This is a genomic window from Streptomyces litmocidini (assembly GCF_014649755.1).
GTDB lineage: Bacteria > Actinomycetota > Actinomycetes > Streptomycetales > Streptomycetaceae > Streptomyces > Streptomyces litmocidini.
Window position 1 is genome coordinate 66,014 of the sequence record NZ_BMTQ01000011.1, and the last position, 17,330, is coordinate 83,343.

14 protein-coding genes and 1 riboswitch are annotated in these 17,330 nt (G+C 72.8%); of the genes, 2 read left to right on the top strand and 12 right to left on the bottom strand.

Features of this window, described 5'->3' with window-relative positions; translation table 11 throughout:
* Positions 1-30: 30 nt before the first annotated feature.
* From IE180_RS22975 to IE180_RS23015, 9 genes are all read right to left on the bottom strand, one after another.
* Positions 31-1,329 carry a class I SAM-dependent methyltransferase gene (locus IE180_RS22975; RefSeq protein ID WP_190158831.1) on the bottom strand — a complete coding sequence of 433 codons (1,299 nt, stop codon included), beginning with the start codon at positions 1,327-1,329 and terminating at the stop codon, positions 31-33.
* A gap of 201 nt (positions 1,330-1,530) precedes the next feature.
* Positions 1,531-2,916, bottom strand: coding sequence for an NAD(P)/FAD-dependent oxidoreductase (locus IE180_RS22980; protein ID WP_190158832.1), 1,386 nt, complete (start codon positions 2,914-2,916; stop codon positions 1,531-1,533).
* Between the two features lie 370 nt (positions 2,917-3,286).
* Positions 3,287-4,201, bottom strand: a complete 915-nt coding sequence (locus IE180_RS22985; protein WP_190158833.1) for a Ppx/GppA phosphatase family protein — start codon at positions 4,199-4,201, stop codon at positions 3,287-3,289.
* Entirely contained in the window at positions 4,198-4,803 is a 606-nt protein-coding gene (locus IE180_RS22990; RefSeq protein ID WP_190158834.1) for a DUF501 domain-containing protein, read from the bottom strand. The genes IE180_RS22985 and IE180_RS22990 overlap by 4 nt, the downstream gene beginning before the upstream one ends.
* Positions 4,804-4,825: 22 nt before the next feature.
* A complete protein-coding gene (locus IE180_RS22995; protein ID WP_190158835.1) occupies positions 4,826-5,296 on the bottom strand; it encodes an FtsB family cell division protein in 471 nt (156 codons plus the stop codon).
* Positions 5,297-5,386: 90 nt separating this feature from the next.
* Positions 5,387-6,673: a phosphopyruvate hydratase gene (gene eno / locus IE180_RS23000; protein WP_190158836.1), complete on the bottom strand. Its 1,287-nt coding sequence runs from the start codon at positions 6,671-6,673 to the stop codon at positions 5,387-5,389.
* A 375-nt stretch (positions 6,674-7,048) separates the two neighbouring features.
* Positions 7,049-7,786, bottom strand: coding sequence for a LysM peptidoglycan-binding domain-containing protein (locus tag IE180_RS23005; RefSeq protein ID WP_190158837.1), 738 nt, complete (start codon positions 7,784-7,786; stop codon positions 7,049-7,051).
* Positions 7,787-7,789: 3 nt separating this feature from the next.
* Positions 7,790-7,963, bottom strand: a riboswitch (cyclic di-AMP (ydaO/yuaA leader).
* Positions 7,964-8,221: 258 nt separating this feature from the next.
* On the bottom strand, positions 8,222-9,259 hold the full coding sequence (locus IE180_RS23010; RefSeq protein WP_190158838.1) for a transglycosylase family protein: 1,038 nt from the start codon (positions 9,257-9,259) through the stop codon (positions 8,222-8,224).
* Positions 9,260-9,353: 94 nt separating this feature from the next.
* A complete protein-coding gene (locus tag IE180_RS23015; protein ID WP_190158839.1) occupies positions 9,354-10,637 on the bottom strand; it encodes a cytochrome P450 family protein in 1,284 nt (427 codons plus the stop codon).
* Positions 10,638-10,725: 88 nt separating this feature from the next.
* Between IE180_RS23015 and IE180_RS23020 the strand changes: the two genes are divergently transcribed.
* On the top strand, positions 10,726-11,940 hold the full coding sequence (locus IE180_RS23020) for a globin domain-containing protein (RefSeq protein WP_190158840.1): 1,215 nt from the start codon (positions 10,726-10,728) through the stop codon (positions 11,938-11,940).
* Between the two features lie 65 nt (positions 11,941-12,005).
* Here the strand turns inward: IE180_RS23020 and IE180_RS23025 are convergent, their stop codons facing one another.
* The 3 genes from IE180_RS23025 to IE180_RS23035 all read right to left on the bottom strand — a co-directional run bounded on the left by IE180_RS23025 (position 12,006) and on the right by IE180_RS23035 (position 14,737).
* On the bottom strand, positions 12,006-12,995 hold the full coding sequence (locus IE180_RS23025) for a nucleoside triphosphate pyrophosphohydrolase (RefSeq protein ID WP_190158841.1): 990 nt from the start codon (positions 12,993-12,995) through the stop codon (positions 12,006-12,008).
* Between the two features lie 33 nt (positions 12,996-13,028).
* Complete coding sequence (locus IE180_RS23030) at positions 13,029-13,673, bottom strand: SurA N-terminal domain-containing protein (RefSeq protein WP_190158842.1); 645 nt, start codon at positions 13,671-13,673, stop codon at positions 13,029-13,031.
* Positions 13,674-13,753: 80 nt separating this feature from the next.
* Positions 13,754-14,737 carry a glycosyltransferase family 2 protein gene (locus tag IE180_RS23035; RefSeq protein WP_190158843.1) on the bottom strand — a complete coding sequence of 328 codons (984 nt, stop codon included), beginning with the start codon at positions 14,735-14,737 and terminating at the stop codon, positions 13,754-13,756.
* Positions 14,738-14,863: 126 nt separating this feature from the next.
* Between IE180_RS23035 and IE180_RS23040 the strand changes: the two genes are divergently transcribed.
* A complete protein-coding gene (locus IE180_RS23040; protein WP_190158844.1) occupies positions 14,864-17,296 on the top strand; it encodes a YfhO family protein in 2,433 nt (810 codons plus the stop codon).
* Positions 17,297-17,330 lie beyond the last annotated feature (34 nt).

Here is a 17,330-nt window from a genome sequence, read left to right on the forward strand (position 1 = left end):
CGAGGGGGGCCGGCCCTTCGCGCGCGTGCGTCAGGCCTTCTCGTTCCACACGCGCGGCCGCAGCGCCGTGCCGCTCGCGCCCGACACCGGGGTCTTCACGGCGAGGAACTGGTTCACGCCGATCCGGTTGCGCTCGAAGGAGACCGCCGAGGCCGCCATGTAGAGCCGCCAGATGCGGGCCCGGCCGGGCGAGGCGAGCCGGACCGCCCGGTCCCAGCCGGCCTCCAGGTTGGCCACCCAGCGGCGCAGGGTCAGCGCGTAGTGCTCGCGGATCGCCTCCACGTCCCGGACCTCGAAGCCGGCGTCCTCCAGGGTCGTCAGAGTGCTGCCCATGGGCGAGAGTTCGCCGTCGGGGAAGACGTACGCGTCGATGAAGGCGTCGATCTCGTAGGCCTCCTCGTCGGGCTCGGGGCGCCGGGAGATCTGGTGGTTCAGGAGCCGTCCGCCGGGCTTGAGGAGGCCGTACAGGGTGTCGGCGTACTCCCGGTACTTCACGGCGCCGACGTGCTCGGCCATGCCGATCGAGGAGATCGCGTCGTACGGCCCGTCGGTGACGTCCCGGTAGTCCTGGACGCGGATCTCGATCAGGTCGGTGAGGCCCTCGTCGGCGATCCGCTTGCGGGCGTAGGCGGCCTGTTCCCGGGAGAGGGTGACGCCGACGACCCGGGCGCCGTACTCGCGGGCGGCGTGGATGGCCATGGAGCCCCAGCCGCAGCCCACGTCGAGGAGCCGGTCGCCCTCCTGGAGGTTCAGCTTGCGGGCGATGAGGTCCAGCTTGTCGCGCTGGGCGTCCTCCAGGGTCCCGCCCTCGGTCCAGTAGGCGCACGAGTAGACCATCGAGGGGCCGAGGACCAGTTCGTAGAAGTCGTTGCCCACGTCGTAGTGGTGACTGATCGCCTGCTTGTCGCGGCGCTTGCTGTGCCGGCTGCCGCTGCGGCCGCGCATCTCCTCGGCCGGGGGCTTCGGCGGCGGGAAGGGGCCGGCGATCCGCAGCAGGGAGCGGGCGGCGGCGCGCAGCTTGGGGTCGCGTACGGAGTCCAGCAGGCTCCTGGTCTCCTCGCCGCGCTCCCACAGGAGGCCGGAGAGGCCGTCCAGGAGCGCGTAGAGGTCACCCTCGACGTCGAGCTCGCCGGCCACCCAGGCGCGGGCCAGGCCCAGTTCGCCCGGTTTCCAGATCATCCTCCGCAGGGCCCTGCGGTCGCGGACGATCAGGACGGGGCCGCCGGCCGGCCCGGCCTCGCTGCCGTCCCAGGCTCGCAGACGGACCGGGAGCGGCCCGCCGAGGAGTTCCTCGGCGAGAGTCGCCAGCCGCGGCGCGGCGTCGGCCATGGTGCACACCTCCGTGATCTTCGTGCCCCAGAAATGTTCGTCACCAAGGGAACACCGTCCGTAGGCGTCGCAGTCCCGACTCGGCGCAACGAGTCGGCAAAACACGCGAAGGGCCGTCCGCACCACGGATGGCGGACGGCCCTTTTACGGCCTTGCGTGTACTGCCTGTACTGCTTTGTACTGCTCGTCTGCTGCGGGGACTTACGAGGCCTTGGCCTTCTCCTGCGCCGGGGCGGCCGGCGCCGGGGCGGGCTTGGCCGCCTCGTAGAACTCCTCGCGCGGCGTCTCCATGGCGCCGAGCGACACGACCTCGCGCTTGAGGAACATGCCGAGCGTCCAGTCGGCGAAGACGCGGATCTTGCGGTTGAAGGTCGGCATCGCCATGCCGTGGTAGCCACGGTGCATGTACCAGGCGAGACGGCCCTTGAGCTTGATCTTCATCTTGCCCATGACGATCATGGCGACGCCCTTGTGCAGACCGAGTCCGGCCACCGCGCCCTTGTTGGCGTGGCTGTACTCCTTCTGCGGGAAGCCGCGCATGCCGGCCACCACGTTGTCGCCGAGGACCTTGGCCTGGCGCAGGGCGTGCTGGGCGTTCGGCGGGCACCAGGCGCGCTCGCGCGGGACGCCGGCCTTGATCGCGGCCATGTCCGGGACCTGGGCGTTGTCGCCCGCGGCCCAGACGTAGTCCATGCCGTTGACCTGGAGCTTCTCGTTGCAGTCCACGTGGCCGCGGGGGCCGAGCGGCAGACCGAAGCGGGCGAGCGCCGGGTTCGGCTTCACACCGGCGGTCCAGACGATGGTGCTGGAGTCGACCTCGAGGCCGTTCTTCAGCACGACGTGGCCGTCGACGCAGGAGTCCATGGAGGTCTCGAGGTAGATCTCGATCCCGCGGGACTCCAGGTGCTCCTTGCCGTACTGGCCGAGCTTGGGGCCGACCTCGGGAAGGATCTTGTCGGCCGCGTCGACCAGGATGAAGCGCATGTCCTCGCGCGACACGTTCTGGTAGTACTTCGCGGCGTCGCGGGCCATGTCCTCGACCTCGCCGATCGTCTCGGCGCCGGCGAAGCCGCCACCGACGAAGACGAAGGTCAGGGCCTTGCGGCGGACGTCCTCGTCGGTGGTCGAGTCGGCCTTGTCGAGCTGCTCGAGGACGTGGTTGCGCAGGCCGATGGCCTCCTCGATGCCCTTCATTCCGATGCCCTGCTCGGCGAGGCCGGGGATCGGGAAGGTGCGCGAGACCGCGCCCATCGAGATGACCAGGTAGTCGAACGGCAGCTCGTACGCCTCGCCGACGAGCGGCGCGATCGTGGCGACCTTGCGGTCCTGGTCGATGGTGGTGACCCGGCCGGTGAGCACCTCGGCTCCGCGGACGACGCGTCGCAGCGGGACGACGACGTGACGCGGGGAGATGCTGCCGGCGGCGGCTTCGGGGAGGAAGGGCTGGTAGGTCATGTACGACCGCGGGTCGACGACCGTGACGGTCGCCTCCGCGTAGCGCATCTTCTTGAGGATGCGCCGAGCTGCGTACAGGCCTACGTACCCGCCGCCTACTACGAGGATCCTGGGACGCTCCGTGGTGCTCATGGGATCGAGTATCCACCCCTCCGGAGGGGGGTGCTCGTGCGCCCCTTCACAAGGTTCGAGGGGACCTCTGCTACACTCCGCCGCCCACGTGATCCACGTCATGGTCCTGCAAAGGAACCGGGGTGCACTGGCGAACGTTGTTCACCCCCCGTGAACTGGTCTGGAGAGCCTCCGTTAACGCTGAACCGGAGCCCCGCTTCACACGATGGAAACATCGAGCGAATCGGCCCCCGAACCTGCGAAAGGGCCCCGGTGCACCCCTCGGAGGGCCTAAAGGCCTTCCTCGGGCGCACTCGGGGCCCTTTTCCTTGTGAAGAACTTCACGAACCTTTTCCGACAGGGTGTCGCCGGGGGGCTCGATAGGCGCCCGCTATGCCACGGATAGGGCGATCCCATCGAGAATGTCGTGCTCGCTGACGACGACCTCGCGGGCTCCGACGCGCTCCACGATCTCCCGCAGGACGAGCGCCCCGGCGATGATCACGTCGACCCGGCCGGGGTGGATGACGGGGATCGCGGCCCGTTCGTCGTGGGTGGAGGCGAGGAGCCGCTCGGTCACCTCGGCGACCTGGGCGGCGGAGATCCGGGAGTGGTGGACCTTCTCGGAGTCGTACTCGGGGAGCCCGAGGGCGATCGCGGCGACCGTGGTGACGGAGCCGGCGAGTCCGACGAGGGTCTCCGCCGTGTCGATCGGCACGGCCTCGGCGGCCAGGTCGAGCGCGGCGCGGACGTCGGCGCGGATCGCGGCGACCTCCCCGGCGGTCGGCGGGTCGTGGCGGACGTGCCGCTCGGTGAGCCGGACGCAGCCGATGTCGACGGAGCGGGCGGCCTCGACGTGCTGGTTGCCGACCACGAACTCGGTGGAGCCGCCGCCGATGTCGACGACGAGGCGCCGGTCGTCCCCGCGCAGTTCGCCGGTGGCGCCGGTGAAGGAGAACTCGGCCTCCTGGTCGCCGGTGATGACCTCGGGCTCGACGCCCAGGATCTCCACGACCCCGTTCACGAAGTCCGCGCGGTTCTCGGCGTCGCGGGAGGCGGAGGTGGCGACGAAGCGGACCCGCTCCGCGCCCAGTTCCCCGATGACCTCCGCGTACTCGCGGCAGGCCGCGAAGGTCCGCTCCAGGGCCTCGGGGGCGAGCCGGCCCGTCTTGTCGACGCCCTGGCCGAGCCGGACGATCGTCATCCGCCGGTCCAGCTCGATCAGCTCGCCCGTCTCGGGGTGGACGTCGGCGACGAGGAGGCGGATGGAGTTCGTACCGCAGTCGATTCCGGCGACCCGGGTCACGCGGTCCCCTCCTCGTCCACCGGCTTGAAGGCGAAGTGGCCGCCCTCGGACGCCTCGACCGTCCGGCCGTCCTCCTCCTTCGGCGTCGCGCACGGGGTGACGCAGGGGCCCTTCGCCCACCACTCCGGCAGCATCGCGAGCGCCTCGTCGCCGAACGGGTTCACGCCCGGCCCGGCGACCAGCGAGTGGCCGACGAGGACGTGCAGGCACTTGACCCGGTCCGGCATGCCGCCGGCGCTCGGGAAGCCCTCCAGGACCTCGATGGCGTCGCGGCGGGCGATGTAGTCCTCGTGCGCGGCCCGGTAGGCGGCGGCGAGTTCCGGGTCGGTGGCGAGCCGGGCCTGCATCTCCTTCATGACCCCGTTGGCCTCCAGGGTGCCGATGGCCGAGGCCGCCCGGGGGCAGGTCAGGTAGTACGTGGTGGGGAACGGCGTGCCGTCGGGGAGCCGGGGCGCGGTCTCGACGACGTCCGGGTTGCCGCACGGGCAGCGGTGCGCGATGGCGCGCAGGCCGCGGGGCGGGCGGCCGAGCTGGAGCTCGAAGGCGGCGACGTCCGTGTCGGTGGGCTCGGTGCGTTCGGTCTGCGGAGGGGGCGTTTCCATGTCTGCCTTGCTCGTCAGGTCGTTACGGGCGGTCGGCGCGGTCGACGCCGTCCCAGAGGTTGTCGTACCAGGGGCGGTCGGCCGCGCCCTGGTCGGCGCGGGGCCGTCGCTCCGCGTCGGGGTCGTTCACGGTGAAGCCGGTCTCGCCGGGCATCACGTAGTGCAGGTGCTCGCGGGCGAGGCGGCGGACGTAGGCCGGGTCCTGGAGGCGGGCCTTCTCGTCCCTCAGCTCCTCGACCCGCCGGGCGGCCTCGGCGGCCTTGCGCTCCTGCTCGGCGATCTCGCCCTGCTGGGAGACGTAGCTCCGCATCGGGTAGGCGAGCGCCACGACGAGGGAGCAGACCACGAGGGCGAGGAAGGCCGCGCGGCCGGTGAGCCGGGAGCGGCGGGCCTGACGACGGGTCTGGGAGCGGTAGACACGGGCGGCGGTCTGCTCGCCGAGCAGTCTGATCCGGGTCGCGGTCGAGAACCGGTCCCGGTCCTTCGCGGCCATGTCGTGTCGCCTCCCCTGTTCACGCGTACGTCCCCGCACACGGTACGGGACCGAGTACGGGGACGGACGTATCTACAGCGTCAGGCGAGGTCAGCCCTTGAAGCGCGGGAAGGCGCTGCGGCCGGCGTACACCGCGGCGTCGTCGAGGATCTCCTCGATGCGCAGCAGCTGGTTGTACTTGGCGACGCGGTCCGAGCGGGCCGGGGCGCCGGTCTTGATCTGACCGCAGTTCACGGCGACGGCGAGGTCGGCGATGGTGACGTCCTCGGTCTCGCCGGAGCGGTGGGACATCATGCACTTGAAGCCGTTGCGCTGGGCCAGCTCGACGGCGTCGAGGGTCTCGGTCAGCGAGCCGATCTGGTTGACCTTGACCAGGAGGGCGTTCGCGGTGCCCTCCTCGATGCCGCGGGCCAGGCGCTCCGGGTTGGTGACGAAGAGGTCGTCGCCGACGATCTGGACCTTGTCGCCCAGCTTCTCGGTGATGACCTTCCAGCCGGCCCAGTCGTCCTCGAACAGCGGGTCCTCGATGGAGACCAGCGGGTACGCGGCGACCAGCTCGGCGTAGTAGTCGGTCATCTCGGCGGCCGAGCGGGACTTGCCCTCGAACTCGTAGACGCCGTCCTTGTAGAACTCGGACGCGGCGACGTCGAGGGCGAGCGCGACGTCGCTGCCCGGGGTGTAGCCGGCCTCCTTGATGGCCTCGACGATGAGGTCGAGGGCGGCGCGGTTCGACTCCAGGTTGGGGGCGAAGCCGCCCTCGTCGCCGAGGCCGGTGGAGAGGCCCTTGCGCTTCAGGACGCCCTTGAGGGTGTGGTAGATCTCCGCACCCCAGCGGAGGGCCTCGGAGAAGGACTCCGCGCCGATCGGGGCGATCATGAACTCCTGGATGTCCACGTTGGAGTCCGCGTGCGAACCGCCGTTGAGGATGTTCATCATCGGAACGGGCAGCAGGTGCGCGTTCGGGCCGCCCAGGTAGCGGAAGAGCGGGAGGTCGCTGGCCTCGGAGGCGGCGTGCGCGACGGCGAGGGAGACGCCGAGGATGGCGTTGGCGCCGAGCGAGCCCTTGTTCTCGGTCGCGTCCAGGTCGAACATGGCCTGGTCGATCAGGCGCTGCTCGGTGGCGTCGTAGCCGACGAGCTCCGGGCCGATCTGCTCGATGACGGCGAGGACGGCCTTCTCGACACCCTTGCCCTGGTAGCGGTTGGGGTCACCGTCGCGGAGCTCGATGGCCTCGAAGGCACCGGTGGAGGCACCGGACGGAACGGCAGCACGGCCGGTGCTGCCGTCGTCGAGGCCGACCTCGACCTCGACCGTGGGGTTGCCTCGGGAGTCCAGGATTTCCCGGGCTACGACGACGTCGATGGACGGCACGAGCATCTCCTTCTGGGATGTGACGCTGGATGTGACGCAAGGTCGGTGCAGGGTCGCGTGGCCTTGCGACAAGAGCCTAACCGGCTCGGGGGCTCCGACCGGCCGGGCGCCCGCCCGCTGGGACGAAAAAGGACCCAAGGGCACGCATCCCGGGACGAAGGACCCCAGATCTACTGGACAGTAACCGCCGGGGCCCGGGCCTCGTCGAGGGCTCCCGGCCCTCCGCGGAGGCTCCTGGCCCCGTCGAGGACCCCCGGCCCTCCATGAACGGGGGAACCCCGGTCCGGCGCGCACGGGGGAGAGGCGCGCCGGACCGGGGTGGTCACCGCGGGAGGGTCGTCGGGGCCGCGTGAGCCGCCGGACTCACGCGAGCCGCCGGGCTCACTTCAGGTGGAGCTGCTGACCCGGGTAGATGAGGTCGGCGTTCTGGACGACGCCCTTGTTCAGCTCGAAGAGCTTGGCCCAGCCACCCTTGACGCCGTGCGCCTGGGCGATCTTGCTGAGGGTGTCGCCGGTGACGACCTTGTACTCGCCGTCGCCCTTCCGGACCTTCTCGCCGGTCGGGGTGGTGACGGTCTTGGGGGCCTTGCGCTGCTCGCTGCGGGTCGTCGGCTGCTCGGTGCGGCGCTCCTGCTGCTTCGGCGCGGCCTGCTCGGGAGCGGCCTGCTGGGGGGCGGCCTGCTGGGGGGCGGCCTGCTGGGGCTCGCTCTGCTGCGGGGCGCTCTCGGCGGAGCCGCCGTCGTAGGAGGCACCGGAGAGGCCGACGCCGCAGCTCGGCCACGCGCCCTTGCCCTGGCCCGCGAGGACCTTCTCGGCGACGGCGATCTGCTGGGACTTCGAGGCCAGGTCGGCGCGCGGGGCGTAGGCGGTGCCGCCGAAGGCGGCCCAGGTGGAGTTGGTGAACTGCAGGCCGCCGTAGAAGCCGTTGCCGGTGTTGATGGCCCAGTTGCCGCCGGACTCGCACTGGGCGACGGCGTCCCACTCGGCGGAGGTGGCGGCCGAGGCGGTGCCCGCGGTCATCAGCGGGGCGGCGACGGCGATGCCGGTGACGCCGACGAGCGCGGCGACCTGGGAGGCCTTGGAGGGACGGCGGTGTTTGCCCTTGACGGAAAACAGCATGGGAATTCTCCTCACCGACGCCTGTGAGGTGAGCTGTCGGGTTCGGGCCGGAAAGTTGCCCGGCCGCGTGTCCTTGCACGCGGCTTCACCCCAAGCCGGTCGTCGGCCGTCTGTCTCAACGGCCGGGACCGGCGCTTACCTTGGGTCCCCCACTCCTGCCTTCGGCGCTTGCGCGACGACTGTTCCCATCGACCGACGGCAGGATTCGGCGTTTCGGTCGACGGGGCCCGCGGTGGCGAGCGGTGACGACCGTAGACACAGACCCGCCGGAAGTTCAAAGAGGCACATCGAGGAAAAATCGCCCTTGTCCACCCTCCGGCGGGTGATGTTTGCCCAGGTGAGAGGTGACGGAAGCAAAGTTTGCGGACGCGATACGCCAGTTGGGGCGAAGAGACCCATGTCTCACTTGCCCAGAACCGGACATAAGCCCGCGAACTAACCGGCCGTCGTCGTCGAACCCGCCGTCAGGTCAAGGCTCTGACCAGGCAGGATGAGGTTCGGATCGGTGCCCACCGTCTGCCGGTTGGCGTCGTAGAGGGCGGTCCAGCCCCCGGGAAGTTCGTTCTCCTGCGCAATGCCGGACAGGCTGTCCCCCGGCCGTACGGTGTAATCTCCCGAAGTGTTCTGACTGTCCGTTGTGTCCGAATCCTTCGCCTCGTCGGTGACGGGCGTGACGCCGACCTTTTCCCCCGCCTTGTCCGCACTCGAAGCATGTCGGCCCGATTCGGGCGAGCTGTCCGCCTTGCCGGATTCCTCCGGAGCGGCTTCGCCCCGGTGCTTGCCGGTGCCGGGCGCGGCCGACGGCGCGTCAGCCCCCGGCGTGTCGGACGAATCCGGCGTACCGGGCGTAACGGACGCGTCGGGGGTGCCCGGGGCCGTCGGCGTGGCGGGCGCGGTGGACGTGGCCGGCGCGGTCGGCGTGGCGGAGGTCGCCGGAGCGCTCGGCGCGGAGGGGGCGGCGGACGCGGCGGACCGGTCCGCCGTCCCGGCGGACCCCGAGGGGGCCGCGGGCGTGCCGGCGGTGCGGTCGGACTCGGGCAGGGGGCCGGTGGGCGTCGCCGGGACCACGGCGGGGCCGGGGTTCACCCCGGTGGCCTTGCCGTCGTTGGTCAGGCCGGCGATCGGCGCGCAGGTGGCCCATTCGGTGCTGCCCTTGGCGAGCGCCTTCTCGGCCACCGCGATCTGCTGGGCGCGGCTGGCCAGGTCGGGGCTGGGCGCGTACGCGAGGCCGCCGTGGCGCTCCCAGCTGTCCTGGGTGAACTGGAGGCCGCCGTACATCCCGTTGCCGAAGTTGGCGCTCCACTGGCCGCCGGACTCGCACTCGGCGACCCGGTCCCAGGTGGTGGCGTCGGCGGCGGAGGCGGATCCGGTGGCGAGCAACGGCAGTGCCATGGCGGATCCGGTCACGCCCGCGGCGACGACGAGGGCGGGGGCCTGACGGGGGCGACGGTGTCGTCCGTTCCCGGAACGCATAGGAGCGCCTTTCGCGTGACGGCTGAGACTGCCGGGAAACGTAGCCGCATTCGAACGTCCGTCACAAGTCGATGGCGCCACGATCACACGAAGATCACATTTCTGATGCCGCATCAGCGGGCGGGACCGGCACGGAAGGGGAGAACTCCACCGGAAGCGTGCGCAAACCGCGCATGATGAGCCCACCGCGCCACCGCAGTTCGGCCGGATCGGCGGCGAGCCGCAGGTCCGGCAGCCGGGTCAGCAGGGTCGCGAGCGCCGTCTGTCCTTCGAGGCGGGCGAGCGGCGCGCCCAGGCAGTAGTGGATGCCGTGCCCGTAGCCGAGGTGCTGGTTGTCGCGCCGGGCGAGGTCGAGCACGTCCGGCCCGTCGAACCGCTCCGGGTCCCGGTCGGCGGCGGCGAGCACCACGAGCACCGGGTCGCCCGCCGGGATCTCCTGCCCGCCGATGGTCAGCGCCCGCGTCGCGTACCGCCAGGTCGCCATCTCCACGGGCCCGTCGTACCGCAACAGCTCCTCGACGCCGGTCTCCAGGAGGCCGGTCTCCCCGGCGGCGAGCGAGGCCTGGAGCCGCGCGCGCTGCCCGGGGTGGCGCAGCAGCTGGTACACGCCGTTGCCGATGAGGTTGACGGTCGTCTCGAAGCCGGCGAACAGCAGGATGAAGGCCATGGCGGCGGCCTCGTTCTCGGTGAGGTGCTCGCCGTGGTCGGAGGCCTTGATGAGCCCCGAGATCAGGTCGTCGCCCGGCTCCTCGCGCTTGCGGTGGATCAACTCGGCGAGATAGCCGCGCATCTTCTTCACCGACCGGGCGACCCCGCCGCGCGGGCCCCCGCCGTGCCGGATCATCATCCCGGCCCAGTCCCGGAAGTCGTCCTGGTCCTCCGGCGGCACGCCGAGCAGGTCGCAGATCGCGTAGATGGGGAGCGGGAAGGCGAACTCGTGGATGAGGTCGGCGCTCCCCCTCTCGGCGAAGGCGTCGATGAGCCGGTCCGTGAGCTCCTGCACGCGCGGGGCGAACTCGGCGACCCGGCGCGGGGTGAAGGCCTTCGAGACGAGCCGCCGCAGCCGGGTGTGGTCCGGCGGGTCGATGTTGAGCAGATGCGTCATCAGCTCGGCCTTGCGCTCGCCGGGGATGCCGGTCTTCCCCTTCGCGTGCGGGGACTCGTCGTGGTGCGCGGGGTTCTTGGAGAGCCGCTGGTCGGCGAGGGCCTGCCGGGCGTCCGCGTACCGGGTCACGAGCCAGGCCTCGACCCCGCTGGGCAGCGTCGTCCGGTGGACGGGGGCGTGCTCCCGCAGCCAGGCGTAGGCGGGGTACGGATCGCTCGCGAACTCCCAGGTGAAGAGCTCGGGCGCGGGGGCGGGACCGGGGGGCGTACTCACGCCACGACCGTACAGGGCCGCCCCGGAGGGCACGTTCCGTGGAGAACCCGTGATCGACCGGTGCGGGTCGTGCCCTAGATTCCTGTCGGTGGATCATCAACTGATCAGGAGCACGTTCGCGGTCGTCGAGAGACGGGCCGAGCACGCCGTCACGTTCTTCTACGCGCACCTCTTCCGGCACAACCCCGGGGTGCGCGAGCTCTTCCCCGAGGACATGCTCCCCCAGCGGGACCGGCTCCTCGCCGCGCTCGCGCACGTGGTCGCCCGCCTGGAGGACCCCGGGCTCGCGGCCCACCTCGGGCAGCTGGGCCGCGACCACCGCAAGTTCCTCGCCTCCCCCGCGCTGTACGCGGCCGTCGGGCAGAGCCTGCTCGCCGCGTTCGCGCACGCGGCCGGCACCGCCTGGACGATCGAGGCGGAGAAGGCCTGGACCGAGGCGTACGGGCACGTCGCCGGTCTGATGCTGGCGGGCGCGGACGCGGCGGCCGGGGCCGGGGAGCCCGCCTGGTGGGACGCGGACGTCGTGCGGCACGAGCGGTACGGCGACGACCTGGCCGTCCTCACCCTCCGCCCCCGGCAGCCCCTCCCCTACCTGCCCGGCCAGTACGTCAGCGTCAGCTCGCTGCGGGTGCCGCGCGTCTGGCGCACCTACTCCCTGGCCGACGCGCCCCGCCCCGACGGCACGGTGGAGCTGCACGTGAGCCGGATCGCGGGCGGCGCGATGAGCACGGCGCTGGTCGAGGAGACGGGCCCGGGCGAGGTGCTGCGGCTCAGCGCCCCGGGCGGCGGGCTCGTCGCGCGGACGCCGCCGGGCGGACTGCGCACCTACGTGTGCGGGGGCACGGGCTGGGCCCCGGTGCGGGCGCTCCTCGCGCAGGCCGTCGGGGCCGAGCCGGGGCTGGAGGGCAGGCTGTTCGTGGTGGCCCGCTCCAAGGAGTACCTGTATGCGCGCGAGGACGCCGAGTCCCTGAAGGAGCGCCTCCCCGGCCTGAACGTCACCTACATCACGGCCGCGCCCCGGCAGCGCAAGGACCGGGCGACCGAGCGGCTGCTCCAGGCGCTGCGGGCGTGCGTCCACTGGTCCGCGCACGACGTGTACCTCGCCGGGCCGCCGGCGTTCGTGGCGGAGGTCGCCGAGGTCCTGGAGGAGCTGGGCACGGACCCGGCGCGGATCCACCACGACGTCCTGCCGTCCGTGGGCCGCTTCACCACCCGCCCGAACACGGCGGCCGAACGCCTCCTGGACCCCCCGGTCCCCCTCTGGCACAACCCGGAGGCCCGGGCGCCGCGCGACGCCCCCTAGCCCTCCGGCCCTCCGCACGCCAGGCCCCGGACCTCCGGCCCTCCGCGCGCCCGGGTCCCGGTCCTTCAGGCCCTCCGCGCGCCCGGGTCCCGGTCCTTCAGGCCCTCCGCCGCGCGGATCGTGTCGCGGTACGTCCGGGCCGCCGCCCGCAGGGCCGCCTCCGGGTCGACGCCGGCCGCGTCGGCGCGGGCGGCGAGGGCGAGCAGTTCGTAGCCGACGCCCTCGCCCGCCGGGAGCCCGACGTCGAGGCCCGCCGCGCGGACCCGGCCCGCGAGCTTCGCCGCGAGCGCGAGCCCCGGCTGGCCGAGCGGCACCCCGTCGGTGACGGACTCCCGCTGCTTCTCGACGGCCTTGGTGCGCAGCCAGTGCGCGTGGACGTCCTCGGGGGTCTCGGCGGTGGCGTCCCCGAAGACGTGCGGGTGCCGGTGGATCAGCTTCTCGACGAGCGTCCCGGCGACGTCGTCCACGGAGAACGGTTCCTCCGCGTCCTCCTCGGCGATCCGGGCGTGGAAGACGACCTGGAGCAGCACGTCCCCGAGCTCCTCGCGCAGTTCCCTCCGGTCGCCCTCCTCGATCGCCTCGACGAGCTCGTACGCCTCCTCGATGGCGTACTTGGCGAGCCCCCGGTGGGTCTGGCGCGAGGTCCAGGGGCACTCGCGGCGGATGCGGTCCATGATCTGCACGAGGTCGAGGAGGCGGGCGCCGGGCAGGTCGTACGAGCCGGGCAGCAGCTCCAGGTCGGGCATGGACACGCGGCCGGAGCCGGCGAGCCGGGCGAGGCCGTCGGTCAGCGCCCTGTCCCCCTCGCCGGAGGGCAGCAGCAGGACCGTACGGCCTCCGGCGCAGGCCTCGACGAGCTCCTCGGCGGTGGGCCGGACGTGCTCGACGGCGACGCCGGCCTCCCGCAGGTACGGCAGCTGGGGGTGGTCCTCGTCGGGGCAGAGCACCCGGTCGGCCCCGTGCAGCGCCTGCCAGGCGGGCCAGGACAGCAGTCCGGGCGCCACGCGGTGGCTGGCGGTGAGCAGGACGATGCGGCCGGGGCTCTCAGAAGTCACCCCTCGAACCTACCCCGACCCGCCGGGCGCCCCCTACGCTCCGGACGCGGCGGCAGCGGGGTCCTGGCTGATCTGGCGGAGCCAGGGGACCGTGGTGTCGGAGAGCCTGACCTGGGCGTCGTCCCAGTGGCCGTAGCGCGGGTTCACGTCGATGCCGAGCTCCTCGGAGGCGGCGGAGAAGACGTCCGTCAGCTTCTTCTGGCCCTCGGGGCCCTCGGTGACGCCCAGCTTCTGGGCGATCTTGTTCATGAGGACGTTGCGGCGGACGAACGCGTCGATCTGGTCGGGCGCCACGCCCTGCTCCTGGAGGAGGACGGCCGCGAGCCGGTCCTCGCCGCCGGCCTGGCGGACGAAGGAGGTCCGGGCCTCCTGGAGTTCGGCGCGGGTGGCGGTGACGCCGTTGTCGCGGGCGACCTCGTCGACGACCCGGTCGAAGATCATGACGTTGAGTTTGCGGCGGCTGAGGTCACCGGTGGCCGCGACGAGCTGCGCCGACTGCGGCGAGGCCGCCTGCGCGTGCCGTACGTCCTCGACCTGCGCCTGCAGGCTGGCGACCTCGATCCGCCGGCCGCCGACGACGGCCGCCGCTCCTGGATGGGCGTCACTGCCGCAGGCGGTGAGCAGCGGGGCCGCGGTGAGGAGGGCGGCGGAGACGGCGAGTGCGGTGCGGCGGTGCAAAGGAGCCTCCCGGGCTGGTCGTGCGTCAGTTGAACGACCTTGCGGTGATCGATGGTAGGGAGTCGCCGGGGCCGGAGCCACTACTTCGGAGCGACTGTTTCCCACAACGACTCACCCGTCACCCGGGTGTCGGCCGCGCGTGGAGCGCCGCTCGTCTCCTTCAGCAGATAGTGCGGCCTCCGCTTCACCTCGTAGTAGATGCGTCCGACGTACTCGCCGATCAGCCCGGCCATCACCATCTGCACGCCGGCGAGGGCGGTGACGGCGACGAGGAGGGTGACGTAGCCGGGGGTGTCGACGCCGTTGACGAGGGCGTCGCCGACGATCCAGGCCGCGTAGCCGAGGGCGACGACGGTGAGGAGGAGGCCGAGGTGGACGGCGGCCCGCAGGGGCTTGTTGTTGAAGGAGAGGAGGCCGTCGAGGCCGTAGTTGAGGAGCTTGCCGAAGGTCCACTTGGAGCGGCCCTGCTCGCGGACGGCGTTCTCGTAGGAGAAGGTCGTGGTGCGGAAGCCGACCCAGGAGAAGAGGCCCTTGGAGAAGCGGTTGTACTCGCCGAGTTCGAGGACGGCGTCGACGGTGCGCCGCGACAGGAGCCGGAAGTCTCCGACGCCGTCGACGAGCTCGACGTCGACGAGCCGGTTGATCGCCCGGTAGTAGAGGCGTGCGGTGAGGGTACGGGTGACCCGGTCGCCCTCGCGGGTGCGGCGGGCGACGACCTGGTCGTACCCCTCGGCGTGCAGGGCGACCATGCGGTGCACGAGTTCCGGCGGGTGCTGGAGGTCGGCGTCCATGATCACGACGGCGTCTCCGGCGGCGTGCCGGAGGCCGGCGAGCATCGCGGCCTCCTTGCCGAAGTTGCGGCTGAAGGAGAGGTAGCGGACCCGGTCCGGGTCGCGACCGGCGAGCTCCTGGAGCAGGGGGAGGGTCCCGTCCCGGCTGCCGTCGTCCACGTAGACGACCTCGAAATCCCCGTCGAGACGGGAGAGTTCGGCGGTCACGTGGTCGTGGAAGCGGGCGAGGACGTCCTCCTCGTTGAAGCACGGGACGACGATCGAGAGCAGCACGCGGACCACGACAACGGAGCCCGGTGTCCCGGCCGGTCCGGATGGATGACCTTCAGGCGACCATCGTGTGAACTGGCCTGCCGGGCCCGCCCCTTCCCGCGGGGACGCTGACATATTCGAACGGTCATGCCGAACGTCACGCGCGCCCAGCCGCCCTCCGCCCGCCCCGCCGGCCCGCTCTCGCCGACGCCCTCCCCGGTGTCGGCTCCGGCGCTCGCCGCGCTGCTCTCCGTCGTCGCCGTCTGCGGCGGGGACGCCGTCGCCCGGGTGTTCCCGTTCGGGCCGCGCCACCGGGCCGTCAACGACCTCGCCAACCAGTTCGTGCCGTTCCACGCGCACCTGTGGGACCTGCTGCGCGGCCGGGCGGACGGCGGGCTGCTGCTGGACTGGCAGGGCGGCTGGGGCACGAGCTTCCTGCCCGACTACGGCACCTACCTGTCGAGCCCCTTCGCCCCGCTGGTCGCGCTCCTCCCGCGCGGCGACGTCGAGTACGCGGTGTACGGGATCACCGTCCTGAAGACGGCGGTCGCGGCGGCGGCGATGACGTTCCTGCTGCGGCGGACCGGCCCGTCCGGAACGTGGTGGTGGGCGGCGGTGCTCGGCGCCTCGTACGCGCTGTGCGGCTGGTCGCTCGCGGAGGGCGCGTACAACCCGATGTGGCTGGACGGCCTGATCGCCTTCCCGCTGCTCTGCCTGGTGGGCGAGTGGGTGCGGGAACGCCGGCGGCCGCTCCTGGGCCCCCTGGTGGTGGCGGTCTGCTGGTTCGCGAACTTCTACACGGCGTACATGGCGACCCTGGGCGCCGCCCTGGTGCTCCTGGTCCGGCTGGCGGTCACGGACTCCTTCCGCCGGCGGACGCTCCTGCGGGCGGCGGTGACGACGGCCCTCGGGGTGGGCCTCGCGGCTCCCGTCCTCGTCCCCGTCCTCCTCGGCTCCCGGCACGCCTACCCGGGCGTCGTCCGGGACTTCGCCCCGGCGGCCGGCACGGACGTGCTGGCCCGGCTGCTTCCGGTGACGTACAGCTTCGCGACCCCGGCGGCCTTCGTCTGCACGGCGGTGCCGTTGCTGGCGGGGTCGCTGCTCTTCCGCCGGGACGCGCCGGGCCGGGAGCGGTGGCTGTGGGGCGGTCTGTGCGCGGCGGTCGCGCTGTCGATGCAGTGGGGCCCGACGCACCTCGTCTGGCACGTCTTCGCCACCCCGAACGGCAGCCCGTACCGCCAGACCTTCGTCCTGTCCGGCGTCCTCGTGCTCGCCGCCTGGACGGGCCTGGCCCACGGCCTCCCGGACCGCAGGTCGCTGCTCGGCGGAACGGCGGTCGTCCTGGCCCTGACCGCCGGGGCCCTGCCCAGCCCGCTCCTGAACTCCTGGTCGCTGCTCCTCGCGGGCGCGGGCCTGGCGGCGGTGGCGGGCGCGCTGCTGCTGCCGGGGCGCGGGCGGTACGGGGTGCTCGCGGCGCTCCTCGTCACGGGCACCCTGCTCGGCCAGGCGGCGGCGACCACGGCGTACGCGGACCGGGAGCGGCCGGCCCGGCTCGACGACTACCCGCCGTGGGGCGCGGAGCACGAGCGGCGGGCGGCGGCGCTCGCGGCGGCCGACGGCTGGCCCGCGTACCGCACGGACTCCGGGCTGCCCCGGGTCGCGGGCAACGATCCGCTGCTCCTGGGCGGCCAGGGTGCCGCGTACTACAGCAGCCACACCCCGGCGGTCCTGACGGAGACCCTGGCCGCGCTGGGCGGCGGCTGGACCTCGCGCGGCCGGAACCTGCTGAGCCTGGACAACCCGGTGACGGACGCGCTGTTCGGGGTCGGGGCGCGGTGGCGGGACGGCGGGGTGGTCCGTACGGACGCGTACCTGCCCCTGGTGACGGTACGGCCCCCGGGCCCGCCCCCGGTCTACGGCCCGTCGCCGTTCCGCAACCAGGAACTCCTGCTCGGCGCCCGGGTGTACGGGGCTCCGCACGCGGGCGCGTGCTGGGTCGGTACGGAGGTCTTCCTCTGGGCCCCGGACGCGACGGGCACGGCCCGGCTCGGCGGGAACGCCCCGGTCCGCCTCCTCGGCGGCACCCCGAAGCGCCGCGCGGCCCTGACCTCGCTGGGCGTCCAGCGGGTCCCCGGCCTGAGGCCGGACCTCCCGGGGCGTGGCGAGCTGGGCTGCCTGGACCACGACCGCCTGCGGACGGCGGTGACGGCCCTGCGCACCCGCGCGGCGACCTCGGTACGCGTCACCCCGGACGGCATCCGGGCCACCCTCCCGCCGGGCTCCACGGGCACGGCGGTCGTGGCGGCCCCGCACATCGCGGGCTGGCACTGCGAGGACGCCGCCCCGGCCTCGTACGGCGGCCTGCTGGCCGTCCCGGCCGGAAGCGGCACCCTCTCCTGCACGTTCCGCCCCCCGGGCCTGCGGGCGGGCCTGGCGGCGGGGGCGCTGGCGGCGCTGGGGCTGGCGGGCGTGGTCGTGGCCGGACGCCGGACCCGTCAGGGCCGGGCGATCACCCCGCCGACGGCCGCGCCCGCCGGTCGGGCGACGAGCGCCGTCTCGCGGAGCGCCGGCGGCAGGTGACGGCGCCGGTCCTCGGGGAGGAGGACGTGGACGG